The sequence below is a fragment of the Rhizobium sp. RU36D genome, from assembly GCF_900176345.1.
Classification (GTDB): Bacteria; Pseudomonadota; Alphaproteobacteria; order Rhizobiales; family Rhizobiaceae; genus Allorhizobium.
This window is the reverse complement of sequence record NZ_FWXU01000001.1, coordinates 69,451-85,642: the sequence shown is the minus strand read 5'-3', so window position 1 is coordinate 85,642 and position 16,192 is coordinate 69,451. Positions and strand designations below refer to the sequence as shown.

The window sequence follows — 16,192 nt, the reverse complement described above, 5'->3', positions numbered from 1 at the left end:
TTCAGATGTAGCGTGCTGACCGCGGGGAGCAAGCATCCTTGCGTATACGGTCCGTTCGACAATCCGGAGTTTAGAGTGATCTGGTTTCATGCCTGCCTGCTTATGCTGGCGCCGTTCTTCCTCGCCCTGGGGCTCACCATGCCGCTGGTACGGTTCGAAAAACTGTATTTCTTCAGTGAAACGCCGGCGCTGACCGATATCGTCCTGTCGCTCTGGCAGGGTGGAAACGCGCTTTTGTCGGTGCTTGTCGCCTCGCTGTCGATCGTCTTTCCGATCTTCAAGCTCGTCGGGATTGCGGCGGAGATGATGATGCCGCCGGGGGGAAGGGGAGGGACTGCTACGCCGGTTGCTGCCACATCTCTCGCGCTGGTCGATGATGGACGTGCTGCTGGTTGCGGTGGTGATCTTCGCGGCCAAGACAAGCGGATTGGCAGCCGCCTTCACGCAGCCCGGTCTATGGTTTTACGCCGCTTCATCCGTCATTGCAGGCGTATTGCACGGCCTTGCCACGAAACGATACTCGCACTGAAGTCCAGGCGGTCATAACGACGAATGCCGCACGGGGAGCTTGTCCCGGTGCGGCACATCGCCTGTGGCTCAAATAAGAAAAAATTAATGTCTTAATGTCGGTATTGCTGGATTCGCGTCGTGCGAAGTCCGGGCAGGCCATGGTCGTTGATTGAGGCCTGCCAGGACAGGAACTCCTCGACGGTGAGCGTGTAGCGCTCGCAGGCCTCTTCCAGGCTCAAGAGCCCGCCACGCACCGCTGCAACGACTTCGGCCTTTCTTCTGATCACCCAGCGACGGGTATTGGCAGGCGGCAGGTCGGCAATCGTCAGCGGGCTGCCATCGGGGCCGATGACATATTTCACTCGGGGACGTATCAGTTCGGTCATTGGACTCTCTATACAAACTCAAGACCACAGGCAGGCATCCTAGCGGGCCACCTTTAAGATTTGCCTAAGCGCGTTGTAACAATTTTCTAATCATTTGAGCGGCTTGCCACCGGTTGACGCCAGCCGTCGGGCCACTGCCGCATAGATTGCGCCCAGCGCATGGGTGTTATGTAAAATCTGACATATTTTTAGTTTAAATTTTCCTGTAACTGCGCGGCAGCATATAGCGAGATCTTGTGCATTTCATTGCACAGGCCGATCCATCCAGAATTTGACGAAGATCAAAGCCGGCTCCCCGGAATGCAGCTATTGTTGCATTTAAGATAGAACGCAATCGGCTATTACGCCGCCATCGTGTCGTGAACAAAGGAATGCAGATGTACAGGAGCAGTGGATCAGCGAGCCTGAGGGCGGCTGAAGACAGCGGACGTTTTGCTTCCGCGGACGCGCGATCCGAGGGCTTGAATGCGCTGGGAAGGCAGTTCGTGACGCTGGCGGAGCAGAATGGCATGAGCCATTTCGTGCTGACGCGCTTTCCCCATGGCGACCAGCCGGAATTTGCCGCAAACTATGTGATGGGCAATTGGCCCGCAGACCTGCAGGCGATCTATTCTGCCAGCGATTCCTATGGGTTCAGCAAGCTGATCTCAAGGCTCAAGGAAAGCATCGTTCCCACTTTTTCCGCCGCGCCGATCTTTCTGAGCGAGAGCGGCGGACGCGATGAGCGCGAACAGGCCTTGGCTTTCAATCGCTACGGTCTGTTCTCCCATCTGGCATTTTCGCTGCATGACGCCGACCACCGGCAATATGTCGTGGTTTTCTCCGGACAGGCCGAAGGTCTGTCGCGGGAAAGCATCGCGTCGATGTATCTGGGAAGCCTGGAGCTTCTGGATATTCAGTCGCGCCGCACGCGTCACCATGCGGGGCCGAAAGAACGGCTGTCGGCACGCGAGCTGGAATGCCTGCGCTGGACGGCTGCGGGCAAGAGCAGCGAGGAGATCGCGATCATCCTCAGCATCTCAAGCCATACGGTCGTGAGTTATTTGAAAAGTGCGATGCGGAAGCTCGATTCCGTCAATCGAATGCAGGCTATCGCACGGGCCTGTCGCTTCCGGCTGCTGTGATCTAGGCAATTGCCGACCATCGGACGCCTCTAGGCAATCCACGCTTGCCGGTAAGGCAATATGCGGTACGTAGGCTGTCGCCGTTCGTCCCGCGAGCGTACTTTATCAGAAGCCCTTGCCGCTGCGCAGCTCGGTGATGATGGTGCCGAAGATGATCCGCAGATCCAGCCAGAACGAGAAGTTCTCGACATAGTGCAGATCGCAGGCAATGCGGGCCCGGGACTTGCCCGGACGATCCGTCGGGCCACGCAGGCCGCGCACCTGAGCGAGGCCGGTCATGCCAGGCCGCATCTGATGGCGGCGGTGATATTCAGGCACCAGATCTTCATAGAGCATGCCTGCCGCCTGCATGCCTACAGCGTGGCAACGCGGACCAACCAGCGACATGTCGCCGAACAGTACATTGAGCAACTGCGGCAGTTCGTCGATATTGGTGCGGCGCAATACGGCGCCAACCCGCGTGATGCGCGGATCGCCCTTCACCGTCTGCTTCACGCCCGTCACGTCGCAGAGATCGGCACGCATCGAGCGAAACTTGAACACCTTGATCTTCTTGCAGTCCTTGCCCCAACGAACCTGCGTGAACAGAATGGGACCTGGGCTATCGAGCCGGATCAGCAGCGCGACTGCCAAGAAAAGAGGCAGAAGCACCAGCAAGGCGGTACCGGCGCCGATAATGTCGAGCGCGCGCTTGGCGGCCAGATGGGCGCGCCGGCTGCGATTGTCAGTCGTAACTGCGTTGTCAGCGCCGTAACTATCAATAAAAGACGGCTTCCGCCGCAACTCGAACGGGCCTGAAGCAGCATCATTTTGGATCTGGGGGATACTCAAAATATCAATCCATTCGAATGTGTTAGTTGTTGCTTCACTCTGTTCGCTAACAGTTAGAACAAGACTCACCGAAAGTCATTAATCTTTTTAACGTTTGGTTAACCCATCAAAGCACCGATATGCAAAGAAACAATGAATAAATTGCTTAGTTGCGCTGCGGTATGTGCGTTGCGGGATGCTGCATTGCGGTGGATGCATAGATCATCGATGAGTCTGAGTGTCTATCCATAGTTAACAATTGCCGAATTCAATGTCAGCGGCGATCTATAAACCATTTCTGGGTCAAATCATGGCCGCGACAATCTCCGTGCATAAAGGTCCGAAGCGCAAAGTGGCCGTACCCTCGTGACCTATGGCGAGCCAGTCACCGGCGGACAGTGTGGCTGACGTCATGACGTGCTGTGTCAGCGGGCCCGAGCCTGCTATTCCCTCGATCGCCGCGAGCGTCGTCGTACCATTCCTGATCAGCCGCGCGGTGTGCCCCGTCGACGTGAGGACGCAGAGGTTGAGGGACAGGAGATAGGTGCCATCCGCGGGAATGACGAGCCGATGGCCAAGGCCCGAGGAAAGGGCGGTTCCGAGCACAAAGCCGCCCCTGATGTCAAAGAGGCTGTCGAAGCCGGTCAAGGTGCCGGAAGCCGGCGCATGATCGACGGTCGCGCGGGCAGCGCGTACCGCCGGCCGGTTTTCCATGCGGGCGATCCCGTCTGGTCCGATCGAGAGAGCCGTTGTCCAGGTATCGCCGTCACTGCTGACCTTGATGGCGAAATCGTCCGAACCCGCGAGCCCCATTTCTGCGCGCCCCTGCCAGTTGGTCTGGAACATCAGGGATGCTGTCTCCAAAGCATTGGCCTTGTTGATCTTGAGTTGATGCCCCTGGCCTTCGTGGGTCAGCAGCGTGGCAGGTGCCGCGACAGCCAGCCGGTTGATGGTGTCGGATGTGGTGTTGATCCCTAGCGACGCCGGTCCGCCGTCCAGCGGCAGCCAGTGCGGGATCCAGGCGGTGCCATCGAAAACGCTGAGGCATGAATTGGAGCGGTCAAATGCCTGCCAGCCGGCTTGCGGTGTCACGAACTGCCACGCGCCGTAATACCATGCGGCGATCTTTCCGGACTTCCCCGTCCATGCGCCGGATGCGCCCGCAAGAATAAAATAACGATCACCTTCCTGCGGGGCGGCTGGGGGTGCGGATGCCTGGCCAGCCAGAACCAGTTGCACGACGGCATCGAGCCCGAGCAGGGCTTCGTTATGGGTCACATGCTTTTGTGCCTGGGCGGGAAGCAAGAAGGGCAGGGCAAGGTTGGGTGTGAGGTCGGACATGTCGGCGGAACTCCTGCTGCGAACGCGCCGGGGCAGCACGTTCTTCTCGCCGATATTTTCCGTGACATCGCGTCGCCGTGGATCGCGAGCGATGCCGCCACTTGTTTTCTCTTAAGGTTTACCGCTACGCTTCCCCGCTCAGGCTTCAGCGCCGGAAACTGGCACAGCTTCGCGCGGCCTCGTGTTCATCGGGCCGGCCGCAGGCGATGAAGTTCGGATTGGCGAAGGGGTCGTGCTTGAAAGTGGCGTTGAAGCCATAAACCAGTGGCTCCCCGTCGGGCCCAAAGGTCATGCCGCCCGCGGCGCGCAGCACCGCATCACCCGCAGCCGTATCCCATTGCATGGTGCGCCCCATGCGCGGGTAGATATCGGCTCGGCCTTCGGCCACCAATCCGAATTTCAGGGACGAACCGACGCTGGCGCAATCCGCTAGGCCGTGCTGGGCCAGAAAGGCGCTGGTCTCCGGCGTTCCGTGCGAACGGCTCGATACCGCGACGGGATTGATCGGACAGAGGCGGGTGGTGATCGGCTGGCGATGGATCACGGTGAAATCGGGGTCAACAGTCAGCTTTTCCGCCTTTCCGGAGGCGCCGAGATAGGCAATGCCGAGCGCCGGTGCGTAGACCACGCCGGCAACGGGCCTTCCCTGTTCGATCAGTGCGATGTTCACGGTGAAGTCGCTGTTGCCGCTCACGAATTCGCGGGTGCCATCAAGGGGATCGACCAGAATGAAGGTGCCTGCGGCAATATCGGGAACCCGGCCGGCGGCCACCGATTCCTCTGCTATGACGGGAATGCCGGGCAGCGATGCGGCGAACTTGTCCAGAATGATGCGTTCCGCCCGCGTATCCGCCTCGGTGACGGGGGATAGATCAGGTTTTTCCTGCACATGGGCGCCGGCGGCCAGCACCTCCATGATTGCCTTGCCTGCCTGCAATGCGGCGGCCTCGAAGATTGCGAGAATCTGTTCCATCTGTGCCATGTGCATCTCGGCGTCCGGTGCCGACCGTTTTCTGCTCTCGCCTTTCTGATCCCTGATGTAAAGAGCCGCGGGCGAGCCGTCATACTCTGCTCCGGATTCTCAGCGAAACTGAGGCAGATTCGCCACGCGACTGATGCTAATTGGCCTGCAAATTGTTGTCTTCAACGTTTCATTTTTTGTCTCTTTCGCAGTTGCTCTTTATCCCGCATGTGCGAATGTGCGACCTCTTCACGAACAGGAAGACCCGATGCGCTATTCCGCTTTTTCGATTTTCAGGGAAGCACTTGCCGGCAACCGGAACTGGAAGCCGGCTTGGCGGGAGCCGCAGCCGAAGCCACATTATGACGTGATCATCGTTGGCGGCGGCGGGCATGGCCTGGCCACGGCCCATTACCTGGCCAAGGAGCACGGCATCACCAATGTCGCGGTGCTGGAAAAAGGCTATCTCGGCTCCGGAAATGTCGGGCGCAACACCACGATCATCCGCTCCAATTATCTGCTGGAAGGCAATGAGCCGTTCTATGAACTGTCCATGCAATTGTGGGAAGGGCTGGAAAAGGACCTGAACTACAACGCCATGGTCAGCCAGCGCGGCATCGTCAACCTATTCCATTCGGATGGCCAGCGCGATGCCTATGCGCGTCGCGGCAATGCCATGAAGATGCATGGTGTCGATGCGCAATTGCTCGACCGCGAGCAGGTTCGGCGCATGATGCCGTATCTCAACTTCGATCACGCCCGCTTTCCGATCATGGGTGGCTTGTACCAGAAGCGGGCGGGAACGGCGCGCCATGATGCGGTTGCCTGGGGCTATGGCCGGGCGGCGGATAGCCGTGGGGTTGACCTTATCCAGCATTGCGAGGTGATCGGCATTCGCCAGGAAGGCGGCCGCGTGACCGGCGTGGAGACGACGAGGGGGTTCATCGGCTGCAACAAGCTGGCGCTAGCGGCCGCCGGCAATACCACGACGGTCGGCCGGATGGCGGGCCTCGAACTGCCGATCGAGACCCATGTGTTGCAGGCCTTTGTTTCCGAAGGGCTGAAGCCGGTGATCGACAATGTTATCACCTATGGTGCCGGACACTTCTATATATCCCAGTCCGACAAGGGCGGCTTGGTGTTCGGCGCGGATATCGACTATTATTCCTCCTATGCCCAGCGCGGCAATCTGGCGACCGTCGAGCATACGATCGAGGAGGGGGTGTCGCTCATCCCCGGCCTGTCTCGAGTCCGCGTATTGCGCAGCTGGGGCGGGGTGATGGACATGTCGATGGACGGATCGCCGATCATCGACCGAACGCCGATCGACAATCTCTACCTGAATTGCGGATGGTGTTACGGCGGCTTCAAGGCGACGCCGGCCTCCGGCTTCTGTTTCGCCCATCTGATTGCCAAGAACGAGCCGCATCACGTCGCACGCTTCCTGAGGCTCGATCGCTTCCGCCGTGGCTTTGCCATCGACGAAGGCGGCAAGGGCCCGCAACCGAATTTGCATTGAGAGCAGACCATGGCCAGCCTCATCCCATGCCCCCATTGCGGGGTCCGTCCCAAGGAAGAATTCTCCATCCGCGGTGATGCCAGCCCGATCCGACCCGCGCCATCGGCGGGAGACGATGCCTGGTACAATTATGTCTATGTGCGCGACAATCCCAGGGGACGTGTCATCGAACACTGGCACCATTCCGCCGGCTGCCGGCGGTGGCTTGTCGTGGAGCGCGACAATGCCGCGAGCCATGAGGTCTACCGGGTGGTGGATGCAGCCGACCATGCGCGGGAGGTTGCCCCATGACCGCGTCTCGTCTTGCCAAAGGCGGGCTCGTTAATCGCGGCCGTCCGCTGAATTTCACCTTCGATGGTCAGGACTTCAAGGGCTTCGAAGGGGATACCCTTGCCTCGGCGCTGCTGGCCAATGACCGGATGCTGGTCGGTCGCAGCTTCAAGTATCACCGACCGCGCGGCATCGTGACGGCAGGGGCCTCGGAGCCCAATGCCCTGGTGACGATCGGCACGGGCGGACGCACCGAGCCGAACACGCGGGCGACCGTCGCTGAACTGTATAACGGCCTTTCCGCCGTCAGCCAAAATCGCTGGCCTTCGCTTAGCTTCGATATCGGGTCGATCAACAGCCTGCTGTCGCCCTTCCTGGGTGCGGGCTTCTACTACAAGACCTTCATGTGGCCGGCGCTGTTCTGGGAGAAGCTTTACGAGCCATTTATCCGCAAGGCGGCGGGCCTCGGCCGTGCCGTGATGGAGGCTGATCCGGATCGCTATGAGAAGGCCTGGGCGCATTGCGACCTGCTGGTTGTCGGTGCGGGACCGTCGGGGCTGATGGCCGCCAGGGCAGGCGCGCGGGCCGGATTGCGCGTCATCCTCGCCGATGAGGGTTTCCGCCTGGGCGGATCCTTGCTGTCGGAAAGCACTGTCGTTGGCGGCGTGCCGGCGGCGGAGTTTGCGCAGTCTGTTGTCGAGGAGCTGAAGAGCTTCGATAATGTCACGCTCATGCCGCGCACAACTGTGTTCGGCTGGTATGACGACAATGTCTTCGGCGCTGTCGAGAAGGTGCAGAAGCATGTGGCGCAGCCCTCCGGCGACCTGCCGGTCGAGCGGCTTTGGCGCATCGTCGCCCGCCAGGCGATTTTGGCAACCGGCTCGGAAGAGCGGCCGCTGGTCTTCGGCGGCAATGACAAGCCGGGCGTCATGATGGCGGGGGCGGCGCGCAGCTACCTCAACCGCTACGGCGTGGCGGTCGGCGAAAAGGTGGCGGTCTTTACCAATGGCGGGTCGGGCTATCGCACGGCGCAGGATCTGGCCGCATCGGGCGTGGAGATCGCCGCCGTCATCGATACCAGGGCGAGTGCTACAGACGTCGGACCCTCCGGCGTGCGCATGATCCGCGGTGGCGCGGTGACGAAGACCAGGGGGCGCCAGCGGATCAGCGGTCTGATCGTCGAGCGCTCCGGATATGAAGAGGTGCTTGATTGCGACGCCCTGGTGATGTCGGGCGGGTTCAGCCCGGTCATCCATCTCGCCTGCCAGCGTGGTGGCAAACCTGTATGGTCCGATGAGAAGCAGGCCTTCCTGGCGCCGGATGTCGGACCGGGTCTGGCAATGGCGGGTTCCGCCGCGGGTGTTTCCAGCCTGGCGGATTGCCTGCGGGACGGTGCGGCGAAAGCCCATGCGGCCATCGATCGCCTGGGCCGGCTCGTCGGAGACATGGACCTGCCTGAGGTCGAGGGGGATTATGCCGCCGATTTTACGCCGCTCTGGTATGTGGCAGGCGCCAAGGACAAGGCCTTCGTCGATTTCCAGAACGACGTGCATGTAAAGGATCTGGGGCTCGCGCAACGGGAAGGTTTCGGCTTCATCGAGCATGCCAAGCGCTATACCACCGGCGGCATGGCGACCGACCAGGGCAAGCTCGGCAATGTCAACATGGCCGGCATCATCGCCGGCATGCGCGGCGTGTCGCCCGCAGAGGTCGGCACCACAACCTTCCGGCCTTTCTATACGCCTGTCTCCTTCGGAGCCATGGCCGGCACAAGCCGGGCCGAGCATTCGCGGCCTGTTCGCCAATCGCCGCTTCATGGCTGGGCCAAGAGGAACGGTGCCGTCTTCGTCGAATCAGGCCTGTGGTATCGCTCCTCTTGGTTCCCGCGCGAGGGTGAGAAGTCCTGGCGCGACAGCGTTGACCGGGAGGTCTTGAACATCAGGGAAAATGCCGGCCTCTGCGATGTCTCCACCCTCGGCAAGATCGAGGTGTTCGGGCCTGATGCGGCGGAGTTCCTCAACCGCATCTATTCCAATGGTTTCCTGAAGCTGCCGGTCGGCAAGGCTCGCTATGGCCTGATGCTGCGCGAGGATGGCATCGTCTATGACGACGGCACCACCAGCCGGCTCTCCGATAACCATTTCTTCGTCACGACAACGACGGCCTACGCCGCCGAGGTGATGACGCATCTGGAATTCGCATCCCAGGCCCTGTGGCCCAATCTCGACGTGCGGTTCGTCTCCTCGTCCGACGAGTGGGCGCAGATGTCGCTGGCCGGGCCGAAAGCCCGCCTGATTCTGCAGGAACTCGTTGAAGATGACCTGTCCGATGCCGCGCTTCCCTATCTCGGCGTGGCCGAGGTCACGTTGAAGGGCGGATTGAAGGCGCGTGTGTTCCGCATCTCCTTCTCCGGCGAACTGGCGTTCGAACTGGCGGTTCCCGCAGGTTACGGCGAGGCGGTGGCGGACGCGCTGATGGAGGCCGGGCGGCCGCATGGCATTTGCGCCTATGGTGTCGAGGCGCTGAACGTGCTGCGCATCGAGAAGGGCTTCATCACCCATAACGAGATCGACGGCCGCACGACGCCTGACGATCTCGGGCTCGGCAAGATGTTCTCCAGCCAGAAGCCCGATTTTATTGGCAAGCATCTGTCCAGCCGGTTCGGGCTGACCGCCGCCGACCGGCCACAACTGGTCGGGTTGCGGCCAATCGAGAAGGACAAGGAGATCAAGGCGGGCGCTCATCTGTTGAAGGAGGGTGCCAAACCCTCGATGGCCAATGACCAGGGCTGGGTATCGTCAGCCTGCTATTCGCCTGTGCTGGGCCATTCCATCGCGCTCGCCTTCCTGAAATCGGGCCGGGAGCGCATGGGAGAGCATGTCGTCGTCTGGGATGGCTTGCGGGGATCCGAAGTCATGGCCGAGGTGGTGAGCCCGGTTTTCCTCGATCCTGAAAACAAGCGTCTGTATCTGTGAGGAACGGCCGATGATCACGTCATTCACCCGTCGTCATGTGCTGGAAGATCATATCGCCGGCTTCGGCGTTGCGGCCAATCCGCATCATCTGTCCGTGCTGCGCCGTCCGGTCATCTTCTCCGTGCTTGCTCATGCCGGCCATGAAAGCCATGTCGCGGGCGCTTTGGCCGAGATGGAAGAGGTTTCCGTTCGCCGGTGCGGCCCGGCGGAATGGCTCCTCGTCTCCGAGGCCATCGCGCCCGAGAGCCTGGTTCGCGATCTCGCCGCGATTGGTGCTGGGCGAGCCTCGTTCCTCGAGCAGAGCAATGGTCGGGTCGTGATGAGCCTGTCCGGTCCCAAAGTCAGGGCTATCCTTGCAAAATGCACGGCGGTCGATGTCCATCCGGATGTCTTTGCCTTGGGTTCATCCACCAACACCTTGTTTTGCCACGTGCCCGTCAATCTGTCCCGTGTCGATCATGATCGCTTCGAGATCATCGTGATGCGGTCCTATGCCGGTTTTGTGTTCGATGAGGTGATGGAAATGGGCCGCGAATACGCCCTTACGGCAGGTTTTGCGTGACGAGAGCCTAGCCGGCGGATTATTTCGTTGCTCGGCGGCGATTTGTCTGGAACAAACCTATCGTTGCAGCGTTGCCCAAGCGGGCTATTTCGGCTTGGTGCGGCGGGCGTTTAGGGGCGTGTCTTATTTCCATGGTGAGAACTGATATTGAAGACGAAGATCCGTTCCGCTTTCTCGGCAATGGCGGGCAAGCCGCGCAACTGATTCGGTCATTCGACTGGTCGACAACGCCGCTTGGACCGGTGGAGCAATGGTCTGGTTGCCTGAGGACCGCCACATCCCTTATCCTGCAATCTCCTGTCCCCATCGTCATGCTGTGGGGGGAAGATGGCGTGATGATCTATAATGACGCCTATTCGGTGTTTGCCGGCCATAGGCATCCTGCCCTATTGGGGTCCAATGTCCGCGAGGGCTGGGCCGAAGTTGCCGATTTCAACGATAATGTCATGCGGACGGGGCTTGCCGGAAGGACGCTTGCCTATCGCGACCAGGAACTGACGCTGCATCGCAAGGGCTATCCCGAGCAGGTCTGGATGGACCTGGACTACTCACCGGTCCTGGACGAGAACGGAAAGCCAGCAGGCGTTATTGCGATCGTTGTGGAGACGACCGAAAGGGTCCTGGCCGAGCGGCGCAACCGCGAGGAGTTCCAGCGACTGCAGAACCTGTTTTCCCAGGCGCCGACCTTCATGGCAATGACGAGCGGTGCGGATCATCGCTTTGAGCTCATTAATCCGGAATATCGCAAGCTGATCGGGAATCGGGAGGTCGTTGGTCTGCCAGTTGCACAAGCCTTGCCGGAAATCGCCGAGCAGGGATTCATTGAACTCCTGGATCAGGTCTTGCGCTGCGGGGAAGCGGTGAAGCGGACATCGGAACGCGTGTTGCTGATGCGGACGGAAGGTGCGCCCCTCGAAGAGCGCTTTCTTGATTTCGTCTACCAGCCAATCCGCGACGAGCGTGGCACCGTGACGCAGATTTTCGTCCAGGGTTCTGACGTGACCGAGCGGGTGAGGGCGGAAAACCACCAGCGGCTTTTGATCAACGAGCTCAATCACCGGGTCAAGAACACGCTGGCCTCGATCCAGTCGATCGTATCGCTGACCCTGCGCGGCACGCAGACCAAGGAAGAGGCGTCAAAGGCTATATCCTCGCGGATCATGGCTCTCTCCCGCGCGCACAACGTTCTCACAAGCGAAAACTGGGACGGGGCTGACCTGCGCAGCATGGTGGAGAGTGCTCTCGACGCCTTCTACATCCCAGGCCGCGAAGCGATCCGGATCAGCGGGCCGCAGTTGCGCGTCGGGCCGCATGCGGCGATGTCCCTGGCCTTGGCAATCCATGAACTCGCCACCAACGCCACCAAATACGGCGCTTTGTCCAATACTGCCGGCACGGTCGACGTCAGTTGGGCGACCGGAGCTGATGGCTCGTTCTCGTTCCGGTGGGTGGAACAGGATGGACCTCCCGTGGCGCCATCCGAACGCAGAGGCTTCGGCTCGCGCCTAATCCTTCAGGTTCTGCCGCTTGAACTCAAGGGCGTGGCCGATATCTCCTACGCGCAATCCGGCGTGGTTTTCGCGCTTCAGACGACTGTCGAGGCGATCAGCGACAAGCCCATCGCGGGCGGAGCATAGATGGCCAGGATACTGATCGTTGAAGATGAAATGCTGGTCGCCATGCTGATCGAGGATCTTATCCTCGATCTGGGTCATCAGGTCGTGGGGCCTGCTATGCGATTGGAGGCGGCGCTTGATATCGTGGATAGCCAGTCCGTAGATTTTGCGATCCTCGACATCAACCTCGCGGGCAAGCAGTCGTTTCCGGTGGCGGACCGGCTGAAGGCAAAGGGCATACCCTTCATGTTTGCCAGCGGATATGGCGCGGCCGGTCTCATCGACGCTTACCGCGACGCGCCGATCGTCCAGAAGCCTTTCGAAGCGTCGCATCTCGCCCAGGCGCTCAAGGTGCTCAGCTAGTTCTCCCCATATCCATGGCGTTGCGCCGCATGGGGGACAATTGTTTGTCCCTTCGCGACATGCTTCGTCGCAGCCATGGGCTTCTCGTTTTTCCTGCGCCCCTCTAGCTTCGGAATACTATCGCTAGCACCAAGGGGAATGTTTTCATGAAAAGTCATGCGCGGGTCGTCGTCATCGGCGGCGGTGTCGTCGGGTGTTCGGTGCTGTACCATCTCACCAAGTTCGGCTGGACCGATGTGGTGCTGGTCGAACGGTCGGAACTGACCTCGGGCTCCACCTGGCATGCCGCCGGTGGCATGCACACCATCAATGGCGATCCCAATGTCGCCAAGCTGCAGAAATACACCGTCGAACTCTACAAGGAGATCGAGGAGTATTCTGGCCAGGATATCGGCCTGCACATGACCTCTGGCCTGATGCTGGCCGCAACGCCTGAGCGTTTCGACTGGATGAAGTCGCTGCTGGCCAAGGGCAAATATGCCAATGGCGAGGCGACGCTGATCGCCGCGCGGGAAGCCTATGAGATGATGCCGCTGCTCGATCCCAAGCAGTTCGTCGGTGCGGTCTTCGATCCGCATGAAGGCCATCTCGACCCCTATGGCACGACACATGCGTATGCGAAGTCGGCCAAGAAGAACGGGGCGGAAATCTATCTGCACACCAAGGTCGAGGACCTCGTGCAGCTTGAGGACGGCACCTGGCGCGTGATCACCGACAAGGGGGAGATCAAGGCGGAACACGTCGTCAATGCTGCCGGTCTCTGGGCGCGCGAGGTCGGCCGCATGGTCGGGTTGGAATTGCCCGTGCTTGCCATGGAGCATATGTATCTCATCACCGAGGACATGCCCGAGGTCATCGAGTTCAACAAGACCACGGGCAAGGAGCTGATGCATTGCGTCGACTTCGATGGCGAGATCTATATCCGCCAGGAACGCAACGGCATGCTGATGGGCACCTATGAAAAGGATTGCCGCCCCTGGTCGCCGATCGAGACGCCCTGGACCTTCGGCCACGAATTGCTGGCGGAAGACCTGGAACGCATCACCTCGGAGCTGGAAGTCGGCTTCCGGCACTTCCCGGCCTTCAACAATGCCGGTATCCGCAAGATCATCAACGGCCCCTTCACCTTCTCGCCCGATGGCAATCCGCTGGTCGGGCCGGTGCGCGGCATGACCAATTTCTGGTCGGCTTGCGCGGTCATGGCCGGCTTCTCCCAAGGCGGCGGCGTTGGCCTGGCGCTGGCGCAGTGGATCATCGAGGGCGATCCCGGCTTCGATGTGTTCGCCATGGATGTCTGCCGCTATGGCGACTATGCGACGCTTGCTTATACGAATGCCAAGGTGCGCGAGAACTATTCCCGCCGCTTCTCGATCCGCTATCCGAATGAGGAACTGCCGGCGGCGCGTCCTCTGCTCACCACGCCGATCTATGACAAGCTCAAGGCCGCCGGCGCCGTGTTCGGCGCATCCTACGGCCTGGAGACGCCATTGTGGTTCGCGCCCGCCGGTGTCGAGGACAAGTTCTCCTGGCGCCGCTCGACCGATTTCGAGGCTGTCGGTTGCGAAGCCAAGGCGGTGCGCGAAAGCGTCGGCCTGATGGAAACCTCCGGCTTCGCCAAATATTCCGTGTCCGGGGAGGGCGCACGGGATTGGCTGGACCTGATGCTAGCGGCGCGCATTCCGCCCGCCGGCCGCATGGTGCTGGCGCCAATGCTGAACGAGGCCGGCAAGCTCATCGGCGACTTCACGGTTGCCAATATCGATGACGAGGAATTTCTGGTCATCGGCTCCGGCATCGCCGAGGACTACCATATGCGGTGGTTCGAAAGCCATTTGCCCGAAGACGGGTCGGTCAGCGTCAACGCGCTCAATCTCGGGCTGGTCGGTCTCGCCATCGCCGGTCCCCGGTCGCGCGACGTTCTCGCCAAGCTTACGCATCTTGATATCTCGGATGCCGCCTTCCGCTTCATGGACATCCGCGAGATGGATCTGGACATGGCGCCCGCCATCGTCGGGCGGGCCAGCTATACCGGCGATCTCGGATATGAAATCTGGGTGCGGCCGGAATATCAGCGGTATCTGTTCGAGGCGCTGATGGAAGCCGGCGCCGAATATGGCATATCGCTGTTCGGGCTGAGGGCGCTGAATGCGCTGCGCCTGGAAAAGAGCTTCGGCAGCTGGTCGCGCGAGTATCGGCCGCTTTATGGACCGCTCGAAGCCGGTCTTTCCCGTTTTGTGTCGCTCGACAAACCGGCCGATTTTATCGGCAAGCAGGCAGCGCGCGACGAACGGACCAGCGGCGGGGCCCTGCGGCTGAAGACATTCGTGGTGGAGGCGCGCGATGCCGATGTTATCGGCGATGAGCCGATCTTCCTCAATGGCGAAGTGAAGGGCTGGGTGACGTCAGGCGGCTTTGCCCATGCGGCAGGCGTGTCCGTCGCCATCGGTTATGTCCCCAAGGAGGTCGCCGACGTGATCGATGGCTGGCAGATCGAACTCCTGGGCGAGATGCTGCCCGCCCGCCTGCAACCACAACCCCTGTTTGACGCAAACGGCTCCCGAATGCGCTCCTGACGCGTGTGATATCCACCGCCTGAAATGACACAGGCGGTGGACACTTCACGCCGAAACGGTACTAATTGCCTAAATAATAGGCATAAACTGCCGTAAATTTAGGGATGAAGGCCGCTTTCGCGTCAAATTGTTATCAAGTGGTAAAAAATTACGCTGTGCTTGCCTTTTGCGCTTCACATTTTGACTGAAAGCGCTATGGAATCGCGTTTATGGCGCCCTTCGGGGGTAAACATACAAGAGACGCGGCCTCGAAGTTCGCGTCCAGGGGATAGTACATGGAGTATTTCATCCAGCAGCTCATCAACGGGCTGACTCTTGGATCCATCTATGGCTTGGTCGCAATCGGCTACACCATGGTCTACGGCATCATCGGCATGATCAATTTCGCCCATGGCGATATCTTCATGCTTGGCGGCTTCGCTGCCCTTATCGTTTTCCTCATCCTGACATCCTTCTTCGCGGGTATCCCGGTGGCAATATTGCTGTTGGTGATGCTGCTGGTCGGCATGTTGCTGACCGGTCTCTGGAACTGGACAATCGAGCGGGTCGCCTATCGTCCGCTGCGCGGTTCGTTCCGCCTGGCGCCGCTGATCACCGCGATCGGCATGTCGATCGTGCTGTCCAACTTCATCCAGGTCACGCAGGGTCCGCGCAACAAGCCGATCCCGCCGCTGGTCACGGATGTCTATCATTTCGGTGCAATCACGATCTCGCTGAAGCAGCTTGTGATCGTGGCAGTCACGGCCGTGCTGCTCACCATCTTCTGGTATATCGTCAACAAGACGCCGCTTGGTCGCGCACAGCGCGCCACCGAGCAGGACCGCAAGATGGCAGCGCTTCTGGGCGTTGATGTTGACCGCACGATTTCCATCACCTTCATCATGGGTGCGGCACTCGCAGCCGTCGCCGGCACGATGTATCTGATGTATTACGGGGTGGCCTCGTTCAATGACGGCTTCATTCCGGGTGTCAAGGCATTCACGGCAGCCGTTCTCGGCGGCATCGGCTCCCTGCCGGGGGCTGTGCTGGGCGGGTTGCTGATCGGCCTCATCGAGTCCTTGTGGTCGGCCTACTTCTCGATCGCATACAAAGACGTCGCCACTTTCGGCCTGCTTGCCTTCGTGCTGATCTTCAAGCCGACCGGCATCCTCGGACGCCCCGAAGTCGAGAAGGTTTGATCCC

The 16,192-nt window shown here is 60.4% G+C and carries 13 protein-coding genes and 1 pseudogene; 10 read left to right on the top strand and 4 right to left on the bottom strand.

The window, feature by feature from the left end:
• The first annotated feature begins 102 nt into the window (after positions 1–102).
• Positions 103–529: pseudogene (locus tag B9A97_RS00430) on the top strand (paraquat-inducible protein A).
• Between the two features lie 91 nt (positions 530–620).
• Here the strand turns inward: B9A97_RS00430 and B9A97_RS00425 are convergent.
• Positions 621–896, bottom strand: a complete 276-nt coding sequence (locus tag B9A97_RS00425; protein WP_084363013.1) for a CtrA inhibitor SciP — start codon at positions 894–896, stop codon at positions 621–623.
• 377 nt (positions 897–1,273) lie between these two features.
• Between B9A97_RS00425 and B9A97_RS00420 the strand changes: the two genes are divergently transcribed.
• Entirely contained in the window at positions 1,274–2,020 is a 747-nt protein-coding gene (locus tag B9A97_RS00420) for a helix-turn-helix transcriptional regulator (protein WP_179145183.1), read from the top strand.
• A 105-nt stretch (positions 2,021–2,125) separates the two neighbouring features.
• Here B9A97_RS00420 and B9A97_RS00415 read toward each other — a convergent pair whose 3' ends face one another.
• From B9A97_RS00415 to cysQ, 3 genes are all read right to left on the bottom strand, one after another.
• Complete coding sequence (locus B9A97_RS00415) at positions 2,126–2,722, bottom strand: sugar transferase (RefSeq protein ID WP_244564097.1); 597 nt, start codon at positions 2,720–2,722, stop codon at positions 2,126–2,128.
• Positions 2,723–3,133: 411 nt separating this feature from the next.
• Positions 3,134–4,171, bottom strand: coding sequence for a DUF2793 domain-containing protein (locus B9A97_RS00410; RefSeq protein WP_084363011.1), 1,038 nt, complete (start codon positions 4,169–4,171; stop codon positions 3,134–3,136).
• Between the two features lie 145 nt (positions 4,172–4,316).
• On the bottom strand, positions 4,317–5,135 hold the full coding sequence (gene cysQ, locus B9A97_RS00405) for a 3'(2'),5'-bisphosphate nucleotidase CysQ (protein WP_084363457.1): 819 nt from the start codon (positions 5,133–5,135) through the stop codon (positions 4,317–4,319).
• Between the two features lie 265 nt (positions 5,136–5,400).
• Here cysQ and B9A97_RS00400 point away from each other — a divergent pair, with 265 nt between their 5' ends.
• From B9A97_RS00400 to B9A97_RS00365, 8 genes are all read left to right on the top strand, one after another.
• Entirely contained in the window at positions 5,401–6,651 is a 1,251-nt protein-coding gene (locus tag B9A97_RS00400) for a sarcosine oxidase subunit beta family protein (RefSeq protein WP_084363010.1), read from the top strand.
• A 9-nt stretch (positions 6,652–6,660) separates the two neighbouring features.
• Positions 6,661–6,942, top strand: a complete 282-nt coding sequence (locus tag B9A97_RS00395; protein ID WP_084363009.1) for a sarcosine oxidase subunit delta — start codon at positions 6,661–6,663, stop codon at positions 6,940–6,942.
• Positions 6,939–9,896 (top strand): sarcosine oxidase subunit alpha family protein, encoded by a 2,958-nt coding sequence (locus B9A97_RS00390; RefSeq protein ID WP_084363008.1) that lies wholly within the window; start codon positions 6,939–6,941, stop codon positions 9,894–9,896. The genes B9A97_RS00395 and B9A97_RS00390 overlap by 4 nt, the downstream gene beginning before the upstream one ends.
• 10 nt (positions 9,897–9,906) lie before the next feature.
• Positions 9,907–10,458: a sarcosine oxidase subunit gamma gene (locus tag B9A97_RS00385; protein ID WP_084363007.1), complete on the top strand. Its 552-nt coding sequence runs from the start codon at positions 9,907–9,909 to the stop codon at positions 10,456–10,458.
• Positions 10,459–10,589: 131 nt separating this feature from the next.
• The gene (locus B9A97_RS00380; RefSeq protein WP_084363006.1) at positions 10,590–12,095 is read left to right on the top strand and encodes a sensor histidine kinase; all 1,506 of its coding nucleotides are present in this window, start codon (positions 10,590–10,592) and stop codon (positions 12,093–12,095) included.
• Complete coding sequence (locus B9A97_RS00375) at positions 12,096–12,437, top strand: response regulator (protein WP_084363005.1); 342 nt, start codon at positions 12,096–12,098, stop codon at positions 12,435–12,437.
• 146 nt (positions 12,438–12,583) lie between these two features.
• A complete protein-coding gene (locus B9A97_RS00370) occupies positions 12,584–15,010 on the top strand; it encodes a GcvT family protein (protein WP_084363004.1) in 2,427 nt (808 codons plus the stop codon).
• Positions 15,011–15,285: 275 nt separating this feature from the next.
• Positions 15,286–16,188: a branched-chain amino acid ABC transporter permease gene (locus tag B9A97_RS00365; RefSeq protein ID WP_084363003.1), complete on the top strand. Its 903-nt coding sequence runs from the start codon at positions 15,286–15,288 to the stop codon at positions 16,186–16,188.
• Positions 16,189–16,192: the final 4 nt, after the last annotated feature.